This is a genomic window from Rhodococcus sp. GXMU-t2271, assembly GCF_041414735.1.
In the GTDB taxonomy this organism is placed as follows: Bacteria; Actinomycetota; Actinomycetes; order Mycobacteriales; family Mycobacteriaceae; genus Rhodococcus; species Rhodococcus indonesiensis.
In genome coordinates, this window is record NZ_JAUIZP010000070.1 from 38,251 (window position 1) to 63,941 (window position 25,691).

A 25,691-nucleotide genomic window follows, 5' to 3' on the forward strand; every position below is an offset into this window, starting at 1 on the left:
ACGGGGTGGCCGAATGTCACATCGGTTCGATCGGATCGAAGCGATGTGACATCGGGTCGACGGGTGCGCGGTGGCCGACGAGGTGCCGGACGACGTACCCGGCGTCCGCGCCGGCCCCGCCGACGAGCATCGACCGGAACGACGACTGGAAGCACAGCCCGGTGAAGTACAGGCCGGGGACGGTGGTCACCACCCCGCGCTCCTCGAGCGGCCAGCCGTCCGGGCCGAGCGCAGGCAGGTCGATCCAGTCGTAGACCTGCCGGAAGCCGGTGCACCACAACACGTTCGTCACATCGAGGACGCGCCCGCCGGCGAGGACCAGACGCCCGTCGACGACCCCGGTGACCCGTTCGGTGATGCGTTCGACGCCGAGCTCCGCGAGATCCTCCCGCTTGACCCGCAGCAGGGGTGCGCCGTGCCGGCGTTCGTGCTCCCGCACCTTCCGGCCGAGGGGGGTGCGTACGGAGAGCACGTGGCCCCACACGAACCACAGGACCGGGAACAGCACCCGCATCCGGCGGCTCTCGATCCGCACCGGGAGCTGCCCGGTGTCGCGGCCGCACAGGATCGTCGGATGGGACGTCGCCACCTCGTATGCGAGGTCGCCGCCGGAGTGGGAGGCGCCCACCACGAGCACCGGGCCGTCGGTCAGCTGCGTCGGATTGCGGTACTCGCTCGAGTGCAGCTGCACGATCCGTGGGTCCAGTTCGGCTGCGAACTCCGGGATGCTCGGGGTGCGGCCGAACGTGCCGGTCGCGACGACGACGTTGCCGGCCTCGATCCGCGTGTCCCCGCAGTCGAGGAGGAAGCGGTCGCCGTCGCGCGACAACCGCCGCACCCGGGTGCCGCCCGCCACGGGCAGATCGAACCGCGCGGCGTACGCCTCGAGGTAGTCGGCGACGTCGTCCTTCGTCGGGAACCGGTGCGGATCGCCGGGGAACGGCATGCCGGGCAGGCCGTCGTATCCGGCGGGACTGTACAGGCGCAGCGAATCCCAGTGGCTGCGCCAGTTGTCGCCGATCCGACGGTTCGCGTCGACGATCAAAAAGGGGCGGCCGTGCCGGGCGAGGTGGTAGCCGACGGACAGACCCGCCTGGCCTGCGCCGATCACGACGGTGTCGATCTGTTGGGGTGCGCTGTCGGTGGTCATCGGAAACTCCGGGGCTCGAGGGGGCTGTGCGGACGACGCTAGGCGCCGGCGCCGCCGGCCGCGTCGGGCGAAGTGTGTAGCCGGCCGCGCATCCGGATGGGTAGTTCTGTGCAGCTCAGAGCAGGTGGTGCTCGTACGCGTAGGCCGTCGCGGCCGCCCGGGACTGCACGTCGAGCTTGGTGAAGATGTTGCTCAGGTGCCGCGCCACGGTCTTCTCGCTCAGCACCAGATCCCGGGCCACGGCCCGGTTGGTCTTCCCCGTCGCGACCGCCCGCAGCACCTCGACCTCGCGCGGGGTCAGCCGGCCCCGCCCGACCGGCCGCGCCGGAATTCGTGCGAGGTCCCGCAGGTCCGGCTCGGCGTGCAGGTCCCGGAACGTCGCCGCCGCGGCCTCGTACTCGAGGCGCGCCGTCTCGGCGTCACCGAGCGCGTCACAGCAGCGGCCCTGTAGTACCCGCACCCGCGCGCATTCGTAGGGCGCCTCGAACTCGCGCCAGAGTCCGCACGAGCGGCGCAGCCGCTCGAGTGCGGCACGCGGTGCCCCCTCGGCGAGCAGGACGGCGCCGGTGACCTGCTCGGCCATCGCGCTCAACGCCGGAGCGGCCTGGTCGCGGGCCAGTGCCGCGAGTTCGTCGGCGCTGCGGCGTGCGGCCGCGACGTCGCCGACGGCGAGAGCGATCTCCACGTGACCGGCGAGCGTGCGCGGGCGGTGGAGGGGTGACGATTCGCCGAGCGCCCGGCGGATCCCGGCGAGCGCCGCGTCGGTGTCACCCTGGCGCAGGCGCAACAGCGCCATGCCCGGCTGGATCTCGCGGCCCAGCCGGCCGGCGTGGCGGTAGGCGTCCTCGGCCTCGTCGAACTCGCCGCGCAACCGGTGCAGTTCACCCTGCTCGTACCGGGCCATGCCGACGGCCGGTTGCCCCGGCGGGTCCGACAGCCGCCGGAACGCGAGCCGGGCCAGGTCCATGGCCTCCGCCCAGGCGCCCTCGAGTTGCAGGATCTCCGCGCGGTGCACGAGACACTGTCCACGGAAGGGGACGAGGCCGGGCTGGGCGTCGCACCAGCGGCCGAGTGCCCGCGTCCATTCCCGGGCCCGTTGCAGCTGGTAGGTGCCCTGGCAGGCCTCGATCGCCGCGCAGTACGCCAGACCGGCGACGACCGGGGAGACCTCGTCGAGGGTCACGCCGACCATCACCTCGTCCAGCGCGGCGAGACCGCCGGTGACGTCGCCGAGCAGGATGCGGCACTGCCCGAGGCCGAGGGTGCCCAACGCGACGAGGTCGGCGTCGCAGCAGGACCGGCCGATCTCCTGGGCGGCGGTGAATGCGGGCAGCGCGTCGGCCGGACGATTCGCATGCATGTCCTGCACCGCCGCCGGCAGCATCAGGAACCCGCGCGTTGCGCAGTCCGGGCGGCCGGGCTCGGTCAGGTGCTGCGCGCGGGCGAGCCAGCCGCCGGCGCGCGCCACTTCGCCACGGTTCATCAGCAGGAAGCAGAGCCAGAACGCGCTGCGACCGGCGCCTTCGGGGTCGTCGGCCTCGACGTGCGCGCGGAACGCCCGTTCGTACAGGGTCACGCAGTCGTCGTCCCGGCCGACGAGGTACGCGGACCGGGCGAACAGATCGAGATCGTCGGCGGTGAGGGGCTCGTGCGCGTCGGCGGCGCGGAACCTGTCGAACGCCCGCGTCCAGTCGCGCGCGTGGAACGCTGCCCGCGCGTGACCGAGCACCGTCGTCGGGCCCATCCTCGCTCCTTGCGGCGACCGAGCGTGCACCGAGTGGTTGCCTGCGATTTTACGCCCACCGGCCCCCGATTCCGGATGCAGCGGGAGGTCAGTCCGGCAGGCGGGGCCGGGTACGGACCGGTGCCAGACCGGAGACGAGGACGACGGCGGTGATCGCGCCGGCGGCCATGATCGCGGCGAGGACGACGATCTGGAAGCGTCCCGCCTCGAGCGGCGAGACACCACCGAAGATTGCGCCGACGAAGGCGCCCGGCAGCGTCACCAGCCCGGTGGTCTTGGTCTGGTCGGTCGACGGGATCAACGCCGAGTGGACGGCGAGGCGCGTGAGCTCGCGGGTGGACTGCCGCGGCGTCGCGCCGAGCGCCAGCCAGCCCTCGACGGTGTCCCAGTTGTCCCCGGTCAGCTCTGTGAAGCGACGCCCGGTGAGGGTCGCGACGGTCATCGCATTGCCGACGACGATGCCGCCGATGGCCAGCACGTACCGAGGGGAGAACTCGATGGTGCCGGTGACGAAGACGATCGTGAGGGTCACGGCGATCCCGAGTGCCATCGCACCGGACACCAGGGCCACGTGCTGCGGGCTCCAGCCGATCCGGCGCGACGCGGTCAGGGCGGCCACGGTGAACATGACGAGCAGGGCGGCACCCACCCAGATCGGATTCGTGATCACCCCGGACAGGACCACGCTGATCAGGGCCAGCTGCACGGCGCCCCGCAGCACCGCGAGCGCCGGCGCGAAGTGGTGCGGGGCGCGGTAGCCCCACAGCACCGCGGTCGTCACCCCGACGAGCAGTGCCAGCCCCACGAGGGTCGGTGCCAGCTCGGACGACCAGGTCACCCTGCGGAGCGTATCCGCCCGGGGCGGGAGGTGACCGAATGTGACATGCGGTCGATCGAATCGAACCGATGTGACATTCGGCCCACCGGCAGCGGGTTCAGCGGATCAGATTCCCGAGGTCCACGGGGATCTGCGCGCCGGTGATGTACTTCGCCTCGTCGGAGCACACCCATGCGACGACGGCAGCGACGTCCTCGGGCTGCAGGATCTCGTAGGGCAGGGAGTTCATGTAGATCGGGCCGAGGGTGCTCGCGTACTTCGCGATGAGCGGATGCAGGTCGTCGACCTTCATGCCGGTCTCCACACCGGCCGGGTGCACGGTGTTGACCCGGATCCGGTGCTCGCCCAATTCGTTCGCCATCGTCTTCGCCAGGCCGGTGATGCCGTGCTTGGTCGCGACGTAGTGACCCGTGAAGGGGGTGCCCTTGAGGCCCGAGACGGAGCTGGTGAAGACGACCGCCCCGCCCTCGCCCTGCTCGATCAGATAGGGCACGGCCGCCTTCGCGGTGTGGAACACGCCGGTGAGGTTGACGTCGACGGTCTCCCGCCACTGCTCGAGGGTGATCTCCCAGGACAGCGCGCCCGAGCAGATGCCGGCGTTCGCGACCACCACGTCGAGGCGGCCGAGCTGCTCGACGCCGTCGGCCAGGGCCCGCGACAGTGCGTCGAAGTCCCGCACGTCCGCGGTCGTGGCGACGATGCGACGGCCCGTCTTCTCGACCAGCCGCACCGTCTCCGCGAGATCCTCTTCCGTCGCGCCCGGGTAGGCGGTCGAGGCGAAGTCGGTACACGCGTCGATCGCGATGATGTCGGCGCCCTCGCGGGCGAACTGCACGGCTTCGGCGCGGCCCTGACCGCGCGCCGCGCCGGTGACGAAGGCGACCTTGTTCTCGAAACGGCCGGCGGTCTCCATGTTTGCCTCCTCGGTGTCGGACGCGGATTCTCCCGGCTCGAAACGGGGACGGTACCGCGGTTTCCGCTCACCGGGACTGCGACCCGGGAAGGCGCACGGTGCCGCGCCCGAGCGGGCGCGGTGTTCGGTTACCCACTGGTAACAGAGCAGATGTTCTGTTACGGTCCCGCTGTGCCCCGTCCCCGGATCCACGACCTCGACGAGGTTCTCGACGTCACCGAGAACCTGGTGGTGGCCGGGGGTGTGAGCGCCGTGACGCTGCGCGCGGTCGCCGCGGCCACCGGGATGTCGAACGGGGCTCTGTACCACGCCTTCGGCTCCCGCGGTGGTCTGGTCGGCCGGGCCTGGTTGCGCGCGGCCCACCGCTTCCTCGACCTGCAGCGCGCGTCGGTCGACGAGGTTCTCGGCTCCGCGTCGACGCCGGACCGGGGGATCGACGCCGTCGTCGCCGCCGCCGATGCCCCTGCGGCGTTCGCCGCCCGGTTCCCCGAGTCCTCGCGTCTTCTGCTCACCGTCCGGCGCGAGGAGTTGCTCGGGTCCGACCCGCCGGCGGACGTCGCCGCGGAGTTGAGCCGGCTCGATTCGATTCTGGTCGCGCTGCTCGTCCGCCTGTCCCGGGCGCTGTGGGACCGTGGCGACGCGCGTGCGGTCGCGGTCGTCGAGGACTGTGTCGTCGGTCTGCCCACCGGTCTGCTGCTCCGGCGCCGGCGTGTGCCCGACGCGGCCATGCGCCGCCGTCTCGAGGCCGCGGTCCGCGCGGTTCTCGCCCTCGATCCTCCGCCCGCGCCACCCGGGCGCGGCGGCCACACGAAAGGCTCGCGATGACCGCCACTCTGACCTACCGGGACAAGATCGCCGTCCTCGACCTCGGCGACGACGAGAACCGGTTCTCTCCCGACTGGCTCGACACCGTCGACCGGCTCCTCGACGAGACGCAGCAGAACGCGCACGCACTCGTCACCACGGCGACGGGGAAGTTCTACTCGAACGGCCTGGACCTGGAATGGCTGACAGCGCACGGTGATCGGGCGCAGTGGTACGTCGGCCGGGTGCAGGCGCTCTTCGGCCGCATCCTTACCTTCCCGCTGCCGACGGTCGCCGCCGTGGTCGGGCACGCGTTCGGGGCGGGCGCAATGCTCGCGATCGCGCACGACTACCGGGTGATGCGCGCCGACCGGGGCTACTACTGCTTCCCCGAGGTCGACATCCACATCCCGTTCACGCCGGGCATGGCCGCGCTGATCCAGGCCAAGCTGACCCCGCAGACCGCGGTCACGGCGATGACCACCGGTCGCCGCTACGGCGGCCTCGAGGCCGAGGCCGCCGGCCTGGTCGACCGCACGGCCGGCGAGGGCGGCGTCCTGGACGCCGCCGTCGAACTCGTCACCCCGCTCGCGGGCAAGGACCCCGGCACCCTCGGCGCCATCAAGTCCACCATGTACGCGGCCGTGGTCGACGCACTCGCCCAGGGTCGGGCGTGACCGGTCACGAACGTCCGTGATCGGACGGAATCTATTGACGCGGAGCGGAATCCGACCCCGGTAACAGTGCGCGCACCGCGTCGACGGTGTCCGCCTCGGCGGCGGTCTTGTCGGGGCGGTAGCGCAGCACGCGGGCGAAGCGCAGCGCCAGCCCGCCGGGGTAGCGGGGGCTGACCTGAACGCCGTCGAGTTCGATCTCCACGACCAGCTCCGGGCGCAGGTACACGGTGTGCGCGTCGCGGCTGCGTTCGTGTCGAGGGAACTCCTCGGTCTGCCATTGCAGCAGGGCGTCGGTCAGTCCCTTGAACGTCTTGCCGACCATGATCGGCTCGCCGCCGTCCGGATCCCGCGCGCCCAGATGGAGATTGGACAGGTAGCCGGTGCGACGGCCGTAACCCCACTCGGCGCCGAGTACCACCAGGTCCAGGGTGTGCTCCGGTTTGACCTTCTGCCAGGCGCGGCCGCGCCGGCCCGCCGCGTAGGGCGCGGTGAGGTCCTTGACGACGACGCCCTCGTGCCCGGCGGCGAGGGCGGCGTCGAACTGGGCGTCCGCGGTGGCCGCGTCCGGCCGCAGCACGCCCGGGATCCGATGGTTCGGCGCGACCCGCCGCAGAGCGTCGAGACGCTCGGTGAGCGGCGCGTCGAGCAGGTCGGTGCCGTCGAGGTGCAGGCAGTCGAAGAAGTACGGGTGCAGCATCAGCTCGTGCGCGGACTCGGCACCGAACCGGCTCATCGTCTCCTGGAACGGCCGGGGCCGGCCCGCAGGGTCGAGTGCCAGGGTCTCGCCGTCGAGCACGACCGACGTGCAGGGCAGCGTCGCGACCAGCTCCACGAGTTCGGGGACGCTGCGGGTGATCTCCCGCAACGTGCGGGTGAACACCCGCACCGTCCCGCCCTGGCGGTGCACCTGGATGCGGGCGCCGTCGAGCTTGTACTCGACGCTGACCTCGCCGCCGAACTCGCTGTGGGCACCGGCGAGGGACTGGGCCGGGGCGGCGAGCATGGGCCGGATCGGCCGGCCCACCTCCAGCCGGAAGGCGGCGAGCGCGTCCGCGCCGCCGCCGAGCCCGGCCGCCGCGGTTGCGGGCAGCCGGCCGGAGAGCATGAACGCCCGGCGCACCGTCTCGGCCGGCAGGCCGGCCGCGGCGGCCACCGCGTCGGTCATCATTCCGTCGAGCGCGCCCTGCCGCAGGTCGCCGGTCAGCAGCCGTACCAGGAAATCCTGCTCCTCGGCGGTGGCCGCGCCGAGCAGACCGGCGAGCAGTTCGCGCCGCCGCCCCGTCGAGCCGGTCCCGGACAGACCGGCGAGCTCGGTGAAGGTCCGGTCGACGTCGGCGACGGTCAGCGACGGCTCCTCGGACGGGTCGATGCGGGATCCGGCGAGGGTGCGCCATCCCACGCCGATCCGGCCCTGACGTGGCTCACCCGCCAGCCACGACACCACGGGCTCGACCTCCCCGGCGTCGAGGACGGCGAGGAGGGCGCGCAGTTCCTCCACCTTGCCACGCCGCGACCGGGTGGCACCGACGGCATGCGAGGTGGCAACGATCGTCGAGAAGAGCACGCCCCGACCGTACCGACCATCGCCGGTTCCGGCGCGGGTTCATCGCCGGTTCCGGCGCGGGTGCCCCGCCAGTTTCGGCGCGGGTGTACCGCCGGTTTCGGCGCGGGTGTACAGCCGGAGGGTCAGTCGCCGACGCGTTCACCGGTCGCCGGATGGAACAGGTGCACCGTGCCCTCCCGCTTGCGCAGCCGGATCGTGTCCGCCAGCCGGGCCGGGGTGCGGGTGAGCGAGCGTGCGACGAGGGGGGTGTCGCTGCGCGCGACGCGGGTGTACACGTACGACTCGCTGCCGAGTTCCTCGACGAGTTCGACGATGGTCTCGACGCCGTCGCCGTCCGTGATCTCGAGCTGTTCGGGCCGGATCCCGACGGTGACGGTCTCGAGTCCGGCGCGGTGCAGCGAGGCGATGCGGTCGCGTTCGACATCGACGACGGTGCTGCCGATCTGCACGCCGCCGTCGACGATCCGGGCGTCGAGCAGGTTCATTGCGGGCGAGCCGATGAACCCGGCGACGAATGCGTTGGCGGGCCGGTCGTACAGCTCGGTGGGGGAGGAGAACTGCTGGAGCTTGCCGCCGCGCAGCACCGCCACCCGGTCGCCCATGGTCATCGCCTCGACCTGATCGTGCGTGACGTACACGGTGGTGGTGCCGAGACGCCGCTGCAGCGCGGCGATCTGGGTGCGGGTCTGCACGCGCAGCTTGGCGTCGAGGTTGGACAGCGGTTCGTCCATGCAGAACACCTGCGGTTCGCGGACGATCGCGCGGCCCATCGCGACGCGCTGCCGCTGCCCGCCGGAGAGCTTGGCGGGTTTGCGGTCCAGGTAGTCGGTGAGGTCGAGCAGCTTCGCCGCCTGTTCGACCTTGCGGCGCCGCTCGTCGGCGCCGACGCCGCGCATCTTCAGCGCGAAGCCCATGTTCTCGGCGACGGTCTTGTTCGGGTAGAGGGCGTAGTTCTGGAAGACCATCGCGATGTCACGATCCTTCGACGGCACGCCGACCATGTCGCGGCCGCCGATGCTGATCGAGCCCTCGTCGATGTCCTCGAGCCCGGCGAGCATCCGCAGGGCGGTGCTCTTGCCGGAGCCGGACGGCCCGACCAGGACGACGAATTCTCCGTCCTGGATGTCCAGGTTCAGGGAGTCGACGGCGAGGGTGTCGGAGTTCTCGTAGAGGCACGACGCGTTGCGGTAGGTGATCTCGGCCATGACGGTTCCTTCGGAAAGTGAGTGGGGGAGTTACTTGATCGCGCCGAACGACAGGCCGCGCACGAGCTTGTTCTGGGCGAGCCAGCCGGCCAGGACGACGGGCAGCGCCGCCATCGTGGCGGCCGCGGACAGGCGGGCCCAGTACAGGCCCTCGCCGGTGATGAAGCCGACGAGGAACACGGGAATGGTCTGCGCCTGCACCGCCGTGAGGTTCACGGCGAAGAAGAACTCGTTCCAGGAGAAGATGACGCAGATCAGGGCGGTGGCGGCGATGCCGGGCGAGACGAGCGGCAGGATCACCTCCCGCACCGACGTCCACAGGTTCGCGCCGTCCATGCTCGCGGCCTCGAGCAGCTCGCCCGGCACCTCGAGGAAGAACGAGCGCATCATCCACACCGCGATCGGCAGATTCATCGCGGTGTAGAGGATGATCAGTGCCCAGATGTTGTCGAGCAGACCGATGTTCGCGACGATCACGTACAGCGGGATGATCGCGGCGACGATCGGCAGCATCTTCGTGCTGATGAAGAAGAACAGGGCGTCCTTGGTCTTGCGCACCGGCCGCAGCGACAGGGCGAACGCGGCGGGCACGCCGAGCAGCAGGACGAGGATCGTCGACACGCCCGTGGCGAACGCCGAGTTGAGCAGGCTGACACCGACTCCGGTGTCGAACACGGCGCGGAACTGGTCGAGGGTGGGCGTGAAGAAGAACTTCGGCGGATCGGAATAGGCGTCGGCCTCCTGCTTGAAGGCGGTGAGCACCATCCAGAACACCGGGAAGAAGAACCCCAGGGCGGCGATCCAGGCGACGACGCCCCACGGATTGGCCCTGCGGTGCTTGCGTTTCCGGGTTCGAACCGGGACGGTCTCCGGTGTGGGAACCTGTTGTGCGGTGGGGGCGGTGGTGCTCATCAGGCGGCCTCCTCCTTGCCGGTGAACGATGTGAAGATCAGCCGCAGCGCGACGGTGGCCACGACGATGGTGGCGACGACGACCACCACGCCCATGGCGGCGGCCTGGCCGATGTCGAAGCCGAGGAACGCGCGCTGATAGATGTAGAAGGGCAGGTTGGAACTCGCGGTGCCCGGTCCGCCCTGGGTCATCATGTAGATGGCGTCGAACGTGTTGACCAGGTGGATCGCGCCGAGCACGGCGCCGAGTTCGATGAACCGCCGCAGGTGCGGCAGCGTCAGCTCGCGGAACAGGGCGAAGGCGCCCGCCCCGTCGACCCGCCCGGCCTCGAGGATGTCCCGCGGCATCGACTGCAGACCGGCCAGGATGAGCAGCATCATGAACGGGGTCCACTGCCACACCAGGTTCGCCATCACCGCGGCGAGCGGGTAGCGGCTGACCCAGTCGATCTGCCCCACGCCGAACGGGGAGAGCACGAAGTTGACGATGCCGAACACCGGGTCGAACATCGCGGTCTTCCAGATCAGTGCGCCGGCGACGGGGGTGACGAGAAACGGGGTGATGAGCAGGGTGCGAACGATGCCGCGGCCGAGGAAGACCCGGTCGAGCAGCAGCGCGAGCAGCAGGCCCAGCACGACGGAGATCAGCACCGTGCCGACGATGAGGATCACGGTGTTGACCGCCACCTCGCGGAACTGACTGTCGCGGAAGACGTCCGCGTAGTTCTGCAGGCCGACGAAGCTGCGTGAGCCCGGGCGCACCAGGTTCCACGACTGCGTCGAGTAGTAGAGGGTGAACGCGAACGGGATCTGGGTCACCACGATCATGAAGATCAGGGCAGGCAGCAGGGGCCCGCGTCGGCGCCAGCCCTCCGCGCGGGAGACCGCGTCGCTCTTGGCGTCGCGCACCCGGCGGATGCGCTCCGAGTCGTCGGCGGTGGAGGCGCCGACCGCCAGGGTTGTCATCGCTGATCCTCTCGGTAGGTGGCGCCGACCACGTCGGCGTACTCCTGCGCCTGTTCCAGTGCCTCGGTGACGGTCTTCTGGCCCGCGATCGCGGCGCTGATCTGCTGGCTCACCCGGGTTCCGAGGTCCTGGAACTCGGGGATGGCCAGGAACTGGACACCGGTGTAGGGCACCGGCTCGACCGTCGGGGCGTCCGGCGTCGCGCTCTCGATGGACTCGAGGGTGAGCGGCCCGTATGCTGCTGCGGCCTCGCGGTATTCGGGGATCTCGTAGGTCGACAGCCGGCTGCCGGGGGGCACCCGCTCCCAGCCGAGGGTCTCCCCGACGGTGCGCAGGTACTCCTTGCTCGTCATCCACGAGACGAACCGCCACGCGGAGTCCGCGTTGTCGCTGTCGACGGGGATGCCGAGCGACCAGCTGTAGAGCCAGCCCGCGTCGTCCTTGACCCGGATCGGTGCCGGGGCGTACCCGATCTTTCCGACGACGTTGCTCGACGCCGGGTCCTCGAGGGTGGAGACCGCCGAGGTGGAGTCGTACCACATCGCGACCCGGCCCTGCGCAAGCTGCGTGGCGCATTCGCTGAAACCGCTCGTGGCGGCGCCGGGCTGGCCGTGCTCGCGGACCAGGTCGACGTAGAACTGCACCGCCTCGACGACCTCGGGGCTGGTGAGCTGCGCGTTCCAGTCCTCGTCGTACCAGCGGCCGCCGAAGGTGTTGATCACGGTGTTCAGCGGGGCGAGCACCTCACCCCAGCCGGGCTTGCCGCGCAGGCAGATCCCGGCGGTGTCGGGGGTGTCGAGCCGGGCGGCGGCGGCGGCAACCTCGTCCCAGGTGGGGGTGGGGGACAGGACGATCCCGGCCTGCTCGAACAGGTCCTTGCGGTACATCAGGAACGACGACTCGCCGTAGAACGGCACCGAGTACATGTCGCCCTCGTAGGACAGCGAGTCGCGCAGGGTGGGAATGAAGTCGTCCTCGTCGTAGCCCTCCGTCTGCCGGGCGTACTCGGAGAGGTTGGTCAGCCACCCGTTCGCCGCCCACTGCGGTGTCTCGTAGTTGCTGATCATCACCACGTCGAACTCGCCGCCGCCCATCGCGGTGGAGGCCGTGATCTTCGCGCGGGCCTGGTTCTCCGAGAGGGTGACGAACCGCAGGTCGATGTCCGGGTTCTCGGCCTCGAACTGGGCGGCGAGTTGCTGGGCGTCCTGCATCTGGGAGTTCGACACCATCGCGATGGTGACGGTCTGGTCGGAGGCGCCGAGCGAGCCGGCGCCGGCGCAGCCGCTGAGCGTGAGGCTGAGCGCCCCGGCCCCGGCCGCCAGCATGCGGGTGGTTCTTCTGGATCTGTTCACCGATCGTCGCCTCTTCTCCGGTCTCTCCGGTGGTGTCATCGGTCGAGTAGCCAACGTGCGCACTCGATGTCGCATACGAGCATGGTGACCAGGCCGCCGCGCAGCGCTCCCAGCGCGGCCTGGTGTTTGGCGGCCCCGCCGGTGACGAGGACCGCGGCCGGGCAGGCGCGGATGTCGTCGAGCGAGACCGACACGGCGCGACGGTCGAGATCCCCGCCCACGGCCGTGCCGTCGGCGTGGAAGAACCGTCCCGCGATCTCCCCGACCGCGCCGAGGTCGGTGAGGGTGTCGAGCATGGCGGTGTCGAGATAGCTGCCCTCGAACAAGGTGGTCGACGTGGACACCGCCCCCACACCGAACATCATCATGTCGGCGCGGCGGCCGACGTCCAGGGCGCGGGAGATCATGGAGTCGGCCCGCAGGGACGCGACCGTCGCGGGGTCGGCGTACAGGGGGACCGGGAGCCGGACCATCTTGGCCTGCAACTGTTCCGCGCAGCGCCCGAGCACGTACTCGGCGCCGGTCTGGTAGTCGGAGGTGGTGACGGCGCCGTCGAGCTGGACGATCGTCGCGCATGCGGCCCCGCCCGGCGGGAGGGCCTGCGCGACGGCCACGGTCTCCGGCCCCCACGTGAACCCGAGGGTGTCGGTCGCGCGGATCCGCCGGCTGATCAGGGCGGCGGCGGCCCGTCCGACGCCCGCGAAGCTGGCGGCCTCGTCGAGCGGGCCGGCTGCGTCCACCCCGTCGCCGACGACGACGGCCTCGAGCAGGCCGAAACGCTCCTCGAGCGCGCGTTCCTCGTCGGCGTGCAGGTCGTCGCGCAGGTTGGCCGGCACGTTCACCTCGATGCGCACCAGGCCCTGGGCCCGGGCCCGGGCGACGAGCCGTCCCGCCGTCGGGCGGGAGACGCCCAGGCGCGTCGCGACCTCGGCCTGGGTGAGGCCGTCGAGGTAGTACAGCGTCGCGGCGCGCAACGCCAGGCGCAGATCCTCCGGTGCCGCGGTGGCCGCGGGCGGGTTCGTCGCGTGGGGGACGGTCACGTCATCTCCTGGGTCGGAGGGACTCGGGCCGGGGAACCGGCGAAGTCGGTGGAGCGTGAGCAAATGCTCATGGGTGCGTTCATCTGCTCAGTACGCTAGCATCGGCACTGTGACCCACACAACACCCCCGTCGATCCCGGAGCGCATGCGCGCCGCCGTTCTGGTCGAACCCGGACGGATCGAGATGCGCGAGCGCCCGGTCCCCGAACCCGCACCCGGCGACGTGCTCGTCCGGGTCACCACGGTCGGCGTGTGCGGATCGGACACGCACTACTACCGCGAGGGCCGCATCGGTGAATTCGTCGTCGAGGCCCCGCTCGTCCTCGGCCACGAGGCCTCCGGCACGATCGCCGCGGTCGGTGCCGGCGTCCCCGCCGAACGGATCGGGCAGCGCGTGTCGATCGAGCCGCAGCGACCCGACCCGACCACCGAGGAAACCCGGCGCGGGCGCTACAACCTCTGCCCGCACATGCGGTTCTACGCCACCCCACCCGTCGACGGCGCCTTCTGCGACTACGTCACCATCGGGGCGGAATTCGCCCATCCCGTCCCCGACGCCGTCTCCGACGACGCGGCCGCCCTCTGCGAACCGCTGTCCGTGGGCATCGCCGCCGTCCGCAAGGCGGGCGTCACCGCCGGATCCCGGGTGCTCGTCACCGGCGCCGGCCCCATCGGCATCGTCACCGCGCAGGTCGCCCGCGCCTTCGGCGCCACCGACATCGTCGTCACCGACCTCGACGCGGACCGTCGCGCGCTGGCCCGGAAGTTCGGGGCGACCACCGCCCTCGACCCGCGCACCGACGACGTCACCGACCTGCACGTCGACGCCTACATCGACGCCTCCGGCGCCCCCGCCGCGGTCGCCACCGCGATGCGGGCCGTGCGGCCCGCCGGCGCCGTCGTCCTCGTCGGCTCCGGCGCCGAGACGATGAACCTGCCGGTCCAGCTGATCCAGAACCGCGAGCTGGTCCTCACCGGCGTCTTCCGGTACGCCCACACCTGGCCGACGGCCGTCGCCCTCGCCGCCACCGGCCGCGTCGACCTCGACGCGATGGTCACCGCCCGGTTCCCGCTCGAGCGGGCGGCCGAAGCACTCGAATCCGACCGGACACCCGGCAACATCAAGACCGTCGTGCGGGTCCACCCCGGCGACGACACGTAAGGAGCCCCGACATGGACCTGGGGGAGAACGCCCTGACCGCCCTGCCCGTCCCCGGCCCGACGTACCCGCGCCGCGACATCGGCGTCGGCATCGTGCATTTCGGGGTCGGCGGATTCCATCGTGCCCATCAGGCGATGTACGTCGACCGATTGCTCGAAGGCGCGGGCGCCCGCAACTGGGGCATCTGCGGTGTCGGCGTCATGCCCGGCGACCGCCGCATGCGCCACGCCCTCGCCGCCCAGGACGGCCTCTACACCCTGATCCTGCGCCACCCCGACGGCACATGGGAACCGCGGGTGATCGGTTCGATCGTCGACTACCGTTACGCACCCGAGGATCCCGAGGCGGTGATCGAGCTGATCGCGGCGCCCACCACGCGCATCGTCTCGCTCACCGTCACCGAGGGCGGCTACAACATCCGCCACGACACCGGCGAGTTCGACGTCGACGACCCCGCCGTCCGCCGCGACGTCGAGCACCCCGATGCGCCCGCCACCGTCTTCGGGCTCGTCACCGCCGCCCTCGCGCGCCGCCGCGAACGCGGACTGCCGTCGCCGACGATCATGTCCTGCGACAACATCGAGGGCAACGGCACCGTCGCGCGGCGGGCCTTCACGTCCTTCGCCGCGCTCGTCGACCCCGGTCTCGCCGACTGGATGCGCGAGCACACCCGGTTCCCCAACTCGATGGTCGACCGCATCACCCCGGTCACGACCGACGACATCGCCCCCGAACTCGACGCCCGCTTCGGCGTCCGGGATCGCTGGCCCGTCGTCGCCGAGCCGTTCACCTCCTGGGTACTCGAGGACGACTTCTCCTGCGGCCGTCCGGCATTCGACGAGGCGGGGGTGCAACTGGTCGACGACGTCGCCCCGTACGAACTGATGAAACTGCGCCTGCTCAACGCGAGTCACCAGGCACTGGCCTACTTCGCCCACCTGTGCGGCTACCGCTACGTGCACGAGGCCGCGCAGGACCCGTTGTTCGCGGAGTTCCTGCTCGAGTACATGGACGCCGAGGCCACCCCCACCTTGCGGCCGGTGCCCGGCATCGACCTCGCGCAGTACAAGCGCACCCTGATCGAGCGCTTCGCCAACCCCGAGATCCGCGACACCGTCGCCCGGCTGTGCGCCGAATCCTCCGACCGCATCCCGAAATGGCTGCTGCCCGTCGTGCGGGAGAACCTCGCGACGGGCGGGTCGGTGCGCCTGGCCGCCGCCGTCGTGGCCAGCTGGGCCCGCTACGCCGAGGGCACCGACGAGGCCGGCGAACGCATCGAGGTCGTCGACCGGCTCGCCGGCACCCTCGGACCCCTCGCCCGCAGCCAGCGCGGGAATCCGACCGCCTTCCTCGAGAACCGCTCCGTCTTCGGTGATCTCGCCGACGAGCCGCGGTTCGTGGACGCCTACCGGTGGGCGCTCGACTCCCTGCACCGCAACGGCGCCCGCGCCACGCTCGAGGCCCTCCGCAGCAGGGTCGGATCGTGAACGGGCACGTCCTCGTCCTCGGCGAGGCCCTCGTCGACATCGTCCGGCGCGGCCCGGCCCGGCCCGTCGAACACGTCGGCGGCAGCCCGCTCAACGTCGCCGTCGGCCTCGGCCGCCTGGGCCGCGACGTCGAATTCGTCACCCACATCGGCGACGACGACCGGGGCCGCCGCATCGTTCGCCACCTCGCCGACTCCTCGGTGCGGCTCGCCGCCGGCAGCAGTACCGCGCCGCGCACCCCCACGGCGACCGCCACCCTGGACGAGAACGGCGCCGCCACCTACGAGTTCGACCTCGAGTGGCAACTGCCGGATCCACGCCCGGAGCCCGGCGCAGGGCACGTGCACACCGGGTCGATCGCGGCCCTGCTCGAACCCGGCTGCGAGGCCGTCGCCGCGCTGCTCGACCGGCACGTGCCCACCGCGACCATCAGCTACGACCCCAACGTCCGGCCTGCCCTGGTCGGCGACGACCCGCGCACCCGCGACCGCATCACCCGCTTCGTCGCGGGCGCCGACGTCGTCAAGGCCAGCGACGAGGACCTGCGCTGGTTCGCCCCCGACCGCGACCCCCGCGACGTCGCGCAGGAGTGGCTCGCCCTCGGCCCGGCGCTCGTCGCGGTGACCCTCGGCGCGGGCGGTGCCGTCGCCGTCGCGCGGTCCGGCGCCGTCGACGTCGCCGCGCACCCCGTCGAGGTCGTCGACACCGTCGGCGCCGGCGACGCATTCATGGCCGGTCTGCTCGACGCCCTGTGGACGCAGGAACTGCTCGGCGACCGCGAGGGCCTGCACGGAATCGAACCGGACGCGCTGCGCGCGGCCCTCGACGTCGCCGCGCGCACCGCGGCGCTCACCGTCGCGCGCCCGGGTGCGGACCTGCCGACCCGCGGGGAGCGGGACGCCGACCCGAAGGCGCAGAGGTGACGCTCGTCGCCGGGATCGACTCGTCCACCCAGTCCTGCAAGGTGCTCGTCTGCGACGCGCGCACCGGTCACGTCGTGCGGGAGGGCCGCGCCCCGCATCCTGACGGCACCGAGGTCGACCCGCGTGCCTGGGCGGATGCCCTCGGCCGTGCCGTCGCCGCCGCCGGCGGGCTCGACGACGTCGCCGCGGTGTCGGTCGGCGGTCAACAGCACGGGCTGGTGACCCTCGACGAGACCGGGACGGTGGTGCGCCCCGCGCTGCTGTGGAACGACACCCGCTCGGCCGCGGCCGCCGCCGACCTCGTCGCCGACCTCGGCGGCGGGCAGGCGTGGGCCGACGCCGTGGGGGTGGTGCCGCTCGCCGCGATCACCGTCGCCAAGGCGCGCTGGCTCGCCGACCACGAACCGGGCCACGCCGATCGCGCCGCGGCACTGTGCCTGCCGCACGACTGGCTCACGTGGCAGCTCGCGGGAGCCTCCGACGTCGGCGCGCTCGTCACCGACCGCAGCGACGCCAGCGGCACCGGCTACTACAGCGCCGCCGACGGTTGCTACCGCACCGACCTGCTCGAACTCGCGCTGCGCGGCCGCCGGCCCGTGCTGCCCCGGGTGGCCGGACCGGCCGAACGGGTCGGGGAGACGGTCGCGGGCGCCGCACTCGGACCCGGTGCCGGGGACAACGCCGCCGCGGCCCTCGCCCTCGGCGCGCACGAGGGCGACGTGATCGTCTCCGTCGGCACCTCGGGCGTGGTCTCGGCCGTCTCGGCCACCCCGAGCCGCGATCCGTCCGGGCTCGTCGCCGGATTCGCCGACGCCACCGGCCGGCACCTGCCGCTCGTGTGCACCCTCAACGCGGCGCGGGTCCTCGACGCCACGGCCGCGCTGCTCGGGGTCGACCACGACGAACTGTCGCGGCTCGCGCTGTCGGCCCCGCGCGGCGCCGGCGGTCTCGTGCTGGTGCCGTACCTCGAGGGCGAGCGCACCCCCAACCGGCCCGGCGCCACGGGCGCGATCCACGGCCTGCGCCTGACGAATTCGACACGGGAACACCTGGCGCGCGCGGCCGTGGAGGGACTGCTGTGCTCGCTCGCGGACGGTCTCGACCACATCACCGCGCAGGGCGTGCCGGTGCGGCGGGTGCTCCTCGTCGGCGGCGGTGCCCGTTCCCGGGCGCTGCGCGAACTCGCGCCCGGCATCCTCGGGATTCCGGTCGAGGTGCCCGAGCCGGGGGAGTACGTCGCCGTCGGCGCGGCCCGGCAGGCGGCCTGGGTGCTGGCCGGCGGCACCGAACCACCCCGGTGGGAGGGTGGCGGCGTGCGGCGCTACGAGGCGGACCCGGTCCCGGCCGTGCGCGCCCGGTACGCGGAGGTCCGTGATCTCACGGACGGCAGCGACCTGACACCTCTTTCCGGAACCTGACACCTCTTTCCGGAACCTGACACCGGTTCCGGCCGGCCGGAAAGGCTGTCGGCATCCCGAAACGGATGCACGCTCCGGACCGCGGCCGCGATGAGTTCCGGCGTCGGCCCGGGTCGATATCTGTGACGCCGACAGGGCGCCGTCATCCACCGAGCAAGGAGAAGGCGATGCCGAAGATCACCCCGTTCCTGTGGTTCGACACCGAGGCCGAGGAGGCCGCCAAGTTCTACACCAGCGTGTTTCCCCGCTCGCGCATCCTGAGCACCACGTACTACCAGGACACCGGGCCCAAGCCGGCCGGCACCGTCATGACCGTCGACTTCGAACTCGACGGCCAGCGCTACGTCGCGCTCAACGGCGGCCCGGAGTTCTCGTTCACCGAGGCGGTGTCGTTCCAAATCGACTGCGCCGACCAGGACGAGGTCGACCACTACTGGAACGCTCTCACCGAGGGCGGGGAAGAGAGCCAGTGCGGCTGGCTGAAGGATCGGTTCGGGCTGTCCTGGCAGGTGGTGCCGCGACGGCTCTTCGAGCTGCTCTCCGACACCGGCCCCGAGGTGGGGCGGCGGGTCACCGAGGCGATGCTGCAGATGCGCAGGATCGAGATCGCACCGCTCGAGGAGGCCGCCCGCGGCTGAACCGGCGAGCCCAGCGGGCACCGCGGCGGCGGTGATAGCTTTCGGTCGATGACCACGCGCACCGAGCGGCTCGACGAGCTGCCGCTGACCCGCAGACACGGCAGGCTGCTGCTCGGCTCCGGTGTGGGCTGGGCACTCGACGCCATGGATGTCGGGCTCATCTCCTTCGTGATGGCCGCCCTGGCCGTGCAGTGGAATCTGAGCGCGACCCAGCTGTCGTGGATCGGGTCGATCGGCTTCGTCGGAATGGCAGTCGGAGCCGCGGTCGGTGGGCTGCTCGCCGACCGGATCGGCCGGCGCCAGGTGTTCGCGGTGACACTGCTGGTGTACGGCCTGGCCACCGGCGCGGCGGCGCTCGCCGGCTCCGTCGCGGTGCTGATCGTGTTGCGGTTCGTCGTCGGCCTGGGTCTCGGCGCCGAGCTTCCCGTCGCGTCGACCCTCGTCAGTGAGTACGCGCCGCGCCGGCAGCGGGGTCGCATGGTCGTCGCGCTCGAGGCGTTCTGGGCGGCCGGATGGATCCTCGCGGCCCTCATCGGCTACTTCGTGATCCCCCTCGGCGACGACGGCTGGCGCTGGGCGCTGGCCGTGGGAATCGTCCCCACCCTGTACGCGGTGGTCGTGCGGTTCGGACTACCCGAATCCGTGCGATACCTCGAGCGCCGGGGCCGCTACGCCGAGGCGGAGAAGGCCGTGCGGTCCTTCGAGATGTCCGCCGGCGTCGCGGCGCCGACGGACGCGGAGGAGACGTCGCGTCCGGTGCTCACGGAGACGACCGCCGAGTCGATCTGGTCGCCGCGGTTGCGGCGGCGCACCGCCGCCCTGTGGACGGTGTGGTTCTGCATCAACCTCTCGTACTACGGGGCCTTCATCTGGCTGCCGAGCCTGCTGGTGAACCAGGGCTTCGACCTGGTGAAGTCCTTCCAGTACACGCTGATCATCACGCTCGCGCAGCTGCCGGGATACGCCGTCGCGGCGTGGCTGATCGAGGTGTGGGGGCGCCGCGCAACCCTGGCGAGCTTCCTCGTCGGCTCGGCCGCGGCCGCGGGCCTGTTCGGGCTGGCCGACACGCCCACCGAGATCGTCGCCGCCGGAATGGCATTGTCGTTCTTCAACCTCGGCGCCTGGGGGGCGCTCTACGCGATCGGACCGGAGCTGTATCCGACGTCGGTGCGCGCCGCCGGGACCGGCGCGGCGGCCGCGTTCGGGCGCATTGCGTCGATCGTGGCGCCGCTGCTCGTGCCCTGGCTGCTCACCGGCGGCGGCAACGCCCTCGTGTTCGGGGTGTTCGCGGCGGCGTTCGCGCTCGCCGCCGTCGCCGCCTTCACGCTGCCGGAGCGCAAGGGGCACGTGCTCGAGGCCTGAGCCCTACGCCCGGGCGGCCGGCGCCGGGCCGCAGGCCGCCGCCACCGCGAAGGTCCCGAGGGCCGTGCCCGTGACGAGGCGCTGGGTCCGCACGGCCCGCGGGGGCGTCGCCATGCGGCGCGCCGGTCAGTTCGACGACCCGACCCTCGCGGACGTCGTGTCGCACCTGCGGATGTCGTCGGGCGCGTAGCCCGCCGGCCCCCGCGCGTGCGCACGTCTCGCACCGATTCCGAAGGCAGCGCCACGGGATGTGCGCCCTCGGTGCGCGTGGAGTCATCCTTCTGTGCATTCCCAGCCATGTTCGCCCGCACTCCGGGGACCTAGTGTTCCAGATCACAAGCATCCGGCGGCGGGCCGTGCGCATCCGAGGCCTCCGCCGCGACCGAAAGGACGGACCTGGACGTGGCGTCACTGCAGACGGTGCAGAGGATCGGACCGGTGCTGGACCTGTTCACGGTGCAGCAACCCGAGTGGGGGGTCTCCGAGGTCGCGGCGGCGATCGACGTTCCCCGATCGAGCGCGCACGCTCTGCTGTCGAGCCTGGTCGACACGGGGCTGCTCCAGTGCCGCGCACGCGGACGCTACCGGCTCGGGTGGCGCGTCGTGGAGCTGGGGGAGACGCTGCGCGGCACCGTCGACGTCCGGTCCTGTGCCGCCCCCGTCCTCGAGCGTCTGGTGGAGAAGTACGGAGAGACAACTCATCTCGCGGTCATGGATCGATGGAACGTCCTCTACGTGGACAAGATCCTCGGCAATCACAACATCACCGTGCAGGGCGCCCGGGTCGGGACGCGCCTGGATGCGCATTCCACGGCGGTGGGCAAGGTGCTGCTCGCGCAACTCGAGGAGATCGAGGTGCGCCGGTACCTGGCCATGCGTCCGTTGCGGCGGCTGACACCGTCGACCACCACGAACCCCCAGGCACTTCTGGACGCTCTGGCCGGTGTGCGCTCGGCCGGCTTCGCTGCGGACCTCGGGGAGACCGTCTCCGAGGTGCACTGCGTCGCCGCCCCGGTGCGCGACGACCTGGGCTCCGTCGTGGCGGCCGTGAGCGTGAGCGTGCCCGCGACGCGCTTCGCCCAGCGGCGACCGCAGCTCGAGCGGGCCGTGGTCGGCGCCGCGCACGAGATCACCCGGGCGATCGCCGAAGCCCACGACTGCAGTCCCGTACCGCTGCGGGACGACCCGAGTGCCGCCGCTCTCGTGGAGGCGAGTCCGCGCGCCTCCTGATCACGATCCGACTGCACGAACACGACAAGCGAAAAAGAGGAGCCATGGACACCGCCGCCCACAAGGCCGCAGACCGACTGCTCGAGGTGTATCGCACGGGGGAGCCGATCGATCCGCTCACCCCCGATCATCCCGACGCGTCGATCGAACTCGCCTACCGGATCCAACAGCTGCAGGTCGAGCAGTGGACGCTGGCCGGCGATGTCGTCAAGGGCCACAAGGTGGGCTTGGCCTCCCGCGCGATCCAGCGGCAGATGGGTGTCGATCAACCCGATTTCGGGCATCTGACCGCGAGCATGTTCCACCTCGAGCATCAGCCGATCCCCGCCGGCCGCTTCCTGCAGCCGCGGATCGAGCCCGAGGTGGCGTTCGTACTCGGCCGGCCGCTGGCCGGTCCGGGCGTCACCGCCGCCGAAGCTGCGCGGGCCGTGGACTTCGTGCTGCCCGCACTCGAGATCGTCGACTCGCGGATCCGGGACTGGAAGATCGGCATCTTCGACACCATCGCGGACAACGCCTCGTCCGGCGGCGTGATCCTGGGGAGCCGGCCGGTCTCCCTCGGTGACGTCGACCTGAGGCTGATCGGATGCACACTCCACATAGGCGGTGAACTCATGGCGACGGGAGCCGGCGGAGCCGTCCTCGGGTCCCCGCTCAACGCGCTGGTGTGGCTGGCCAACACGGTCGGCCCGCTCGGGGTCACCCTCGAACCGGGGCATGTGGTGCTTCCCGGCTCCATGACCAGGGCGTTTCCCGTGGCGGCGGGCAACTCCATCGTGGCGAACATCAGCGGGCTCGGCAGCGTCACCGCCGTGCTCGGCGGAAAGGACGAGAAATGAGCGACCAGTCGTGGAGCGCGGCCCGCGTCGCCGACGTGCTGCTGCGGGCGGAGGACACGGCGACCCCGCAGACGTCGATCCTCGCGGAATGGGACGGACTGGACCTGGGGACCGCGTACGCCGCGCAGGACATCGCGTTGCGCATGCGGCTCGCCCGCGGCGAGCGGCTCACCGGCGTGAAGCTCGGGGTCACGTCTAAGGCAAAGCAACGGCAGGTGGGCGTGGACTCGCCGTCCACCGCGTGGCTCACGGACAGGATGATCCTGCCGATCGGCGAGCCTGTCCCGCGCGAGAAGATGATCCACGCTCGCGCGGAGCCGGAGATCGCGTTCGTCATGGGCCGCAGGCTCGAGGGGCCGGGCGTCTCGGCCGCGACCGCACTGGCCGCGGTGGAGCACGTGGTCGGCGCGATCGAGATCATCGACAGCCGCTTCTCCGGCTACCAGTTCTCGATGATGGACGCCGTCGCGGACAACAACTCGTCCGGACGGTACGTGACCGGTCCGGTCGGCCGCGCGCCGGAGGATCTCGATCTCGCCCTCGAGGCGTGTCTGCTCGAGATCGACGGCGAGGTGGTGGATTCGGCAACGGGCGCTGCGGTACACGGACATCCCGCGGAGGCGCTGGCCTTCGCCGTGAACACCCTGGCCGAGCGGGGACTCGCCATCGAGGCAGGGTGGGTGGTGCTCACCGGCGGCATGACCGACGCCGTGCCGGTGCAGCCGGGGGCGCGCATCGCCGCGCACTTCACCACCCTCGGCACCGTCACCGTGGCGGGAGGCTGACGATGCCGCTCATCGACGTGACGATCGCGGAGGGGCGCAGCCCGGACGAGCTCCGGAGGCTGATCCACGAACTGACCCAGGCGGCGCACCGGGCCCTGGACGCGCCGCTGCCCAACATCCGGGTGGTGCTGCGGGAGACGCCGAAGACACACTTCGCCGCAGGCGATGTGACGATCGCCGAGCGTGAGACACGGGCCTGAACGGTCCGGATATCCCGGACTGCGACAGCGCCGGCCGGCGACGACGTCGAGCATCGTGATCGAGCCGCATCGGGGCGGGGAAGCGGGATACACAAGGGAGACACCATCCCCTGCGTCCCCTGGAGAACCCGATGACGTCGAACCCACAGCGCGCCCTCACCCTGGTTGCCGAGCCCGAGCCCGGCTGCGAACGGGTGGCGGACCGGATGTACCACGACCTGCTTTCGCCACCGGAGGTGCAACAGGTGCGCGACCGCGTCCGGGACTTCGCCGCTCGGGCTGTCTCGCCGATCGCCGGCCGGATCGCCGGCGGGGACGAGCGCCTCGACGGGTTCCCCCGGGACGCGTTCGAGGCCATGGCCTCGAACGGTCTGTTCCGCCTTCCCTTCACCGCGGACGTCGGTGGCGACGGACTCACGCACCGCGCCACGGCCACCGCGGTGGCCGTCGAGGAACTGGCGTACTACTCCAACAGCGTCGCCGCGATCTACGACGTCCATTGCATCCTCGCCGGCACGGCACTGGACCAGGGCACCGAGGAGCAACGGCGCCGATGGCTGCGTGCCGTCGTCGACGGGGAGATCGTCGGATCGTTCGCGACGAGCGAGCCCGGTGCCTCGAGCGATCTGTCTCCCGAGGCGGTGCAGACCGTCGCGAGCCCGGACGGCGACGGGTGGGTGCTCACCGGCCGCAAGCGGTGGATCACCAATTCGGTCGTCGCCGGTGTCGTCGTCGTGCTCGCCCGGACCGGCGACAGCCTCACCACCTTCATCGTTCCCACCACCGCACCGGGCGTCACCGTCGGCACACCCGACCGCAAACTCGGCAACCGCGGGCAGATCACGGCCGACGTGATCCTCGACCGTGTTCCGCTCGGGCCGGAATCGGTGCTCGGGCGGGTCGGCGGTGGCCTGCGCGTCGCGCTCCGGACACTCACCTACGGCCGCATCGGAATCGGCGCCGCCGGCGTCGGCATGGCGCAGGCCGCCTTCGACCGGACCGTCGCGCATCTGAAGTCGCGGCACGCGTTCGGTGGTTCGCTGGCCTCCAAACAGCATTGGCAGTTCGTGATGGCCGACTACGCGGCAGATCTCGAGTCCGCCCGTAGCCTGTACCTGAAAGCGGCGCTCCGGCTCGACGCGGGGGAACACTTTCCCGAGCCCGAAGCGGCGATGGCAAAGCTGCGCGGCACCGACCTGGCGGCGCGCATCGCCCGGGATGCCGTGCAGGCGTTCGGCGGACTCGGATTCGTGCAGTCCCTCGGTGCCGACGACACCGAAGGCCCGGTCGAGGCGATCTACCGGGACAGCAAGATCGGCGAGATCTACGAGGGAGCCAACGAGATTCAGAAATGGGTGCTCGCCCGGCAGATTTTCGGGCGGGACCACACCGGATAGGTTTCGGCAGTTCTGTGGGGGCTGGTCGTCGCTCGTGCGAGCGTGGACGGCCGGCCCTCGCCGGTGACGACTACCCGCGCACGGCGGGGTTCAGGCGGAAATGTGCAGGGCTGGAGCCGAACCGGCGACGGAACGCGCGGCTGAAATGCGATACGTCCCGGAACCCGACGTGGACACTGATCGCAGTGACGGTGAGATCGGTTTCCAGCAGCATCGTTCGGGCGCGGCCGAGTCGCACCTCGTACAGCCACGTGCGGGGAGTGGTTCCCGCCGTGCTGAACAGTTTGTGGATGTAGCGCAGCGACATTCCCAGTTCCATGCCGATCTCGGCGAGCGTGTGATCGGGATCGTGCAGGTACCGGGCCATGGTGGCCTGGACCTTGCGCAGGTCGTCCGCGTGCGCCCGCTTCGTGGCGTTCAGCGGAGTCACCCGGTCGCTGATCGCGGTGACGAGCAGGTCCAGCGCCGCGGCGGCCACAGAATCCGAGGTTCCACCGGACAGGGGGGTTTCGGTGGCGGCCACGTCGACCAGAAAACGCGACACCAGTCGCCCGATGCCGGTCTGCCCCGAAATGCCGTGGCCCGTCACGCTCTCCACCGCGTCGAGCGGCAGTCGGGACGTGAGCTGCCGGCGCGGCGCCCGCAGTACGATCTGCTCGAATTCGGTTGTGCCGTCGACGACGAACGGCGTCGACGAGTCCACGACGCCGAAGGCGCCGTTCTCGAGGATCGCCGTCCGCGGCCCCTGCGTCAGGGTGGCGGAACCCTGAGTGATGAGGCACAGCAGGAAATCGTCGTTGGGATCCGAATCGATCATCGCGGGGGTCCGCACCACCGTGTGCGGATCGGCGCGCACCACGCTCACGATCACGTCGCCGATCGGGCGAGCGACCAGATCGGCAGCAAACCGGTCGTTCGATCGGGACCAGTCGACGTCCATCTCGCAGTAGGTCCGGTCGAGCGTATCCGCCCACCGCGCACGGCCTTCGGCGGATTCGAGTTCACGAACGCTCAGCGCCACCGGTCGACCGGCCTCCGCGGTGCACGGGGAGTCATCCTTCGGTGCACTGTCGGTCATGTTCCTGC

General features: G+C 71.4%; 25 protein-coding genes. 14 read left to right on the forward strand and 11 right to left on the reverse strand.

The window, feature by feature from the left end; translation table 11 throughout:
* Nucleotides 1-16: 16 nt before the first annotated feature.
* The 4 genes from QYS60_RS24065 to QYS60_RS24080 all read right to left on the reverse strand — a co-directional run bounded on the left by QYS60_RS24065 (nt 17) and on the right by QYS60_RS24080 (nt 4,645).
* Nucleotides 17-1,150, reverse strand: coding sequence for a flavin-containing monooxygenase (locus tag QYS60_RS24065; protein ID WP_371384479.1), 1,134 nt, complete (start codon nt 1,148-1,150; stop codon nt 17-19).
* Nucleotides 1,151-1,265: 115 nt separating this feature from the next.
* The gene (locus QYS60_RS24070) at nt 1,266-2,894 is read right to left on the reverse strand and encodes a LuxR C-terminal-related transcriptional regulator (RefSeq protein ID WP_371384480.1); all 1,629 of its coding nucleotides are present in this window, start codon (nt 2,892-2,894) and stop codon (nt 1,266-1,268) included.
* Nucleotides 2,895-2,982: 88 nt separating this feature from the next.
* A complete protein-coding gene (locus QYS60_RS24075; protein ID WP_054372392.1) occupies nt 2,983-3,732 on the reverse strand; it encodes an ABC transporter permease in 750 nt (249 codons plus the stop codon).
* 97 nt (nt 3,733-3,829) lie between these two features.
* The gene (locus QYS60_RS24080; protein WP_371384481.1) at nt 3,830-4,645 is read right to left on the reverse strand and encodes a mycofactocin-coupled SDR family oxidoreductase; all 816 of its coding nucleotides are present in this window, start codon (nt 4,643-4,645) and stop codon (nt 3,830-3,832) included.
* 171 nt (nt 4,646-4,816) lie between these two features.
* On the opposite strand from QYS60_RS24080, the gene QYS60_RS24085 reads away from it, so the two are divergent.
* Nucleotides 4,817-5,470, forward strand: a complete 654-nt coding sequence (locus QYS60_RS24085; protein ID WP_371384482.1) for a TetR family transcriptional regulator — start codon at nt 4,817-4,819, stop codon at nt 5,468-5,470.
* Nucleotides 5,467-6,126 (forward strand): enoyl-CoA hydratase-related protein, encoded by a 660-nt coding sequence (locus QYS60_RS24090; RefSeq protein ID WP_371384483.1) that lies wholly within the window; start codon nt 5,467-5,469, stop codon nt 6,124-6,126. Before QYS60_RS24085 ends, QYS60_RS24090 begins: the two co-directional genes overlap by 4 nt.
* A gap of 31 nt (nt 6,127-6,157) precedes the next feature.
* Here QYS60_RS24090 and QYS60_RS24095 read toward each other — a convergent pair whose 3' ends face one another.
* From QYS60_RS24095 to QYS60_RS24120, 6 genes are all read right to left on the reverse strand, one after another.
* Nucleotides 6,158-7,690 (reverse strand): ATP-dependent DNA ligase, encoded by a 1,533-nt coding sequence (locus QYS60_RS24095; RefSeq protein ID WP_371384484.1) that lies wholly within the window; start codon nt 7,688-7,690, stop codon nt 6,158-6,160.
* A gap of 122 nt (nt 7,691-7,812) precedes the next feature.
* Nucleotides 7,813-8,895, reverse strand: coding sequence for an ABC transporter ATP-binding protein (locus tag QYS60_RS24100; RefSeq protein ID WP_010592531.1), 1,083 nt, complete (start codon nt 8,893-8,895; stop codon nt 7,813-7,815).
* Nucleotides 8,896-8,925: 30 nt separating this feature from the next.
* Entirely contained in the window at nt 8,926-9,807 is an 882-nt protein-coding gene (locus QYS60_RS24105) for a carbohydrate ABC transporter permease (RefSeq protein WP_040275335.1), read from the reverse strand.
* Nucleotides 9,807-10,772 (reverse strand): carbohydrate ABC transporter permease, encoded by a 966-nt coding sequence (locus QYS60_RS24110; RefSeq protein ID WP_040275337.1) that lies wholly within the window; start codon nt 10,770-10,772, stop codon nt 9,807-9,809. The genes QYS60_RS24105 and QYS60_RS24110 overlap by 1 nt, the downstream gene beginning before the upstream one ends.
* Nucleotides 10,769-12,097, reverse strand: coding sequence for a sugar ABC transporter substrate-binding protein (locus QYS60_RS24115; RefSeq protein WP_010592528.1), 1,329 nt, complete (start codon nt 12,095-12,097; stop codon nt 10,769-10,771). Before QYS60_RS24115 ends, QYS60_RS24110 begins: the two co-directional genes overlap by 4 nt.
* A 62-nt stretch (nt 12,098-12,159) precedes the next feature.
* Nucleotides 12,160-13,164, reverse strand: coding sequence for a sugar-binding transcriptional regulator (locus QYS60_RS24120; RefSeq protein WP_010592527.1), 1,005 nt, complete (start codon nt 13,162-13,164; stop codon nt 12,160-12,162).
* A 145-nt stretch (nt 13,165-13,309) separates the two neighbouring features.
* On the opposite strand from QYS60_RS24120, the gene QYS60_RS24125 reads away from it, so the two are divergent.
* The 12 genes from QYS60_RS24125 (at nt 13,310) to QYS60_RS24180 (ending at nt 24,605) form a co-directional block, all read left to right on the forward strand.
* Nucleotides 13,310-14,326 (forward strand): NAD(P)-dependent alcohol dehydrogenase, encoded by a 1,017-nt coding sequence (locus QYS60_RS24125; RefSeq protein WP_040275341.1) that lies wholly within the window; start codon nt 13,310-13,312, stop codon nt 14,324-14,326.
* Nucleotides 14,327-14,337: 11 nt separating this feature from the next.
* Nucleotides 14,338-15,813, forward strand: a complete 1,476-nt coding sequence (locus QYS60_RS24130; protein ID WP_371384485.1) for a mannitol dehydrogenase family protein — start codon at nt 14,338-14,340, stop codon at nt 15,811-15,813.
* Complete coding sequence (locus QYS60_RS24135) at nt 15,810-16,736, forward strand: carbohydrate kinase (protein WP_371384486.1); 927 nt, start codon at nt 15,810-15,812, stop codon at nt 16,734-16,736. The genes QYS60_RS24130 and QYS60_RS24135 overlap by 4 nt, the downstream gene beginning before the upstream one ends.
* Nucleotides 16,733-18,154: a xylulokinase gene (xylB, locus tag QYS60_RS24140; RefSeq protein WP_371384487.1), complete on the forward strand. Its 1,422-nt coding sequence runs from the start codon at nt 16,733-16,735 to the stop codon at nt 18,152-18,154. The genes QYS60_RS24135 and xylB overlap by 4 nt, the downstream gene beginning before the upstream one ends.
* Before the next feature lie 167 nt (nt 18,155-18,321).
* Nucleotides 18,322-18,792, forward strand: coding sequence for a VOC family protein (locus QYS60_RS24145; RefSeq protein WP_010592522.1), 471 nt, complete (start codon nt 18,322-18,324; stop codon nt 18,790-18,792).
* A gap of 48 nt (nt 18,793-18,840) precedes the next feature.
* Nucleotides 18,841-20,154 (forward strand): MFS transporter, encoded by a 1,314-nt coding sequence (locus tag QYS60_RS24150; protein ID WP_371384488.1) that lies wholly within the window; start codon nt 18,841-18,843, stop codon nt 20,152-20,154.
* Nucleotides 20,155-20,218: 64 nt separating this feature from the next.
* Entirely contained in the window at nt 20,219-20,344 is a 126-nt protein-coding gene (locus QYS60_RS24155; RefSeq protein WP_268965544.1) for a hypothetical protein, read from the forward strand.
* Nucleotides 20,345-20,556: 212 nt separating this feature from the next.
* Entirely contained in the window at nt 20,557-21,384 is an 828-nt protein-coding gene (locus tag QYS60_RS24160) for an IclR family transcriptional regulator (protein WP_010592520.1), read from the forward strand.
* Between the two features lie 44 nt (nt 21,385-21,428).
* A complete protein-coding gene (locus QYS60_RS24165; protein ID WP_010592519.1) occupies nt 21,429-22,223 on the forward strand; it encodes a 2-keto-4-pentenoate hydratase in 795 nt (264 codons plus the stop codon).
* Nucleotides 22,220-23,008: a 2-keto-4-pentenoate hydratase gene (locus tag QYS60_RS24170; RefSeq protein WP_010592518.1), complete on the forward strand. Its 789-nt coding sequence runs from the start codon at nt 22,220-22,222 to the stop codon at nt 23,006-23,008. The genes QYS60_RS24165 and QYS60_RS24170 overlap by 4 nt, the downstream gene beginning before the upstream one ends.
* A 2-nt stretch (nt 23,009-23,010) precedes the next feature.
* Entirely contained in the window at nt 23,011-23,208 is a 198-nt protein-coding gene (locus QYS60_RS24175; RefSeq protein ID WP_010592517.1) for a tautomerase family protein, read from the forward strand.
* Nucleotides 23,209-23,339: 131 nt separating this feature from the next.
* Nucleotides 23,340-24,605 carry an acyl-CoA dehydrogenase family protein gene (locus tag QYS60_RS24180; protein ID WP_010592516.1) on the forward strand — a complete coding sequence of 422 codons (1,266 nt, stop codon included), beginning with the start codon at nt 23,340-23,342 and terminating at the stop codon, nt 24,603-24,605.
* A gap of 70 nt (nt 24,606-24,675) precedes the next feature.
* On the opposite strand, the gene QYS60_RS24185 is transcribed toward QYS60_RS24180, so the two are convergent.
* Nucleotides 24,676-25,683: an AraC family transcriptional regulator gene (locus tag QYS60_RS24185; protein ID WP_010592515.1), complete on the reverse strand. Its 1,008-nt coding sequence runs from the start codon at nt 25,681-25,683 to the stop codon at nt 24,676-24,678.
* Between the last annotated feature and the right edge of the window lie 8 nt (nt 25,684-25,691).

Excerpts from the sequence above, each read along its gene's own strand:
- QYS60_RS24105 (WP_040275335.1), bottom strand. The coding sequence starts at position 9,807 with ATGAGCACCACCGCCCCCACCGCACAACAGGTTCCCACACCGGAGACC.
- QYS60_RS24165 (WP_010592519.1), top strand. The coding sequence starts at position 21,429 with ATGGACACCGCCGCCCACAAGGCCGCAGACCGACTGCTCGAGGTGTAT.
- QYS60_RS24080 (WP_371384481.1), bottom strand. The coding sequence starts at position 4,645 with ATGGAGACCGCCGGCCGTTTCGAGAACAAGGTCGCCTTCGTCACCGGC.
- QYS60_RS24110 (WP_040275337.1), bottom strand. The coding sequence starts at position 10,772 with ATGACAACCCTGGCGGTCGGCGCCTCCACCGCCGACGACTCGGAGCGC.
- QYS60_RS24090 (WP_371384483.1), top strand. The coding sequence starts at position 5,467 with ATGACCGCCACTCTGACCTACCGGGACAAGATCGCCGTCCTCGACCTC.
- QYS60_RS24170 (WP_010592518.1), top strand. The coding sequence starts at position 22,220 with ATGAGCGACCAGTCGTGGAGCGCGGCCCGCGTCGCCGACGTGCTGCTG.
- QYS60_RS24185 (WP_010592515.1), bottom strand. The coding sequence starts at position 25,683 with ATGACCGACAGTGCACCGAAGGATGACTCCCCGTGCACCGCGGAGGCC.
- QYS60_RS24180 (WP_010592516.1), top strand. The coding sequence starts at position 23,340 with ATGACGTCGAACCCACAGCGCGCCCTCACCCTGGTTGCCGAGCCCGAG.
- QYS60_RS24145 (WP_010592522.1), top strand. The coding sequence starts at position 18,322 with ATGCCGAAGATCACCCCGTTCCTGTGGTTCGACACCGAGGCCGAGGAG.
- QYS60_RS24065 (WP_371384479.1), bottom strand. The coding sequence starts at position 1,150 with ATGACCACCGACAGCGCACCCCAACAGATCGACACCGTCGTGATCGGC.
- QYS60_RS24070 (WP_371384480.1), bottom strand. The coding sequence starts at position 2,894 with ATGGGCCCGACGACGGTGCTCGGTCACGCGCGGGCAGCGTTCCACGCG.
- QYS60_RS24130 (WP_371384485.1), top strand. The coding sequence starts at position 14,338 with ATGGACCTGGGGGAGAACGCCCTGACCGCCCTGCCCGTCCCCGGCCCG.
- QYS60_RS24100 (WP_010592531.1), bottom strand. The coding sequence starts at position 8,895 with ATGGCCGAGATCACCTACCGCAACGCGTCGTGCCTCTACGAGAACTCC.
- QYS60_RS24115 (WP_010592528.1), bottom strand. The coding sequence starts at position 12,097 with ATGCTGGCGGCCGGGGCCGGGGCGCTCAGCCTCACGCTCAGCGGCTGC.
- QYS60_RS24175 (WP_010592517.1), top strand. The coding sequence starts at position 23,011 with ATGCCGCTCATCGACGTGACGATCGCGGAGGGGCGCAGCCCGGACGAG.
- QYS60_RS24125 (WP_040275341.1), top strand. The coding sequence starts at position 13,310 with ATGCGCGCCGCCGTTCTGGTCGAACCCGGACGGATCGAGATGCGCGAG.
- QYS60_RS24150 (WP_371384488.1), top strand. The coding sequence starts at position 18,841 with ATGACCACGCGCACCGAGCGGCTCGACGAGCTGCCGCTGACCCGCAGA.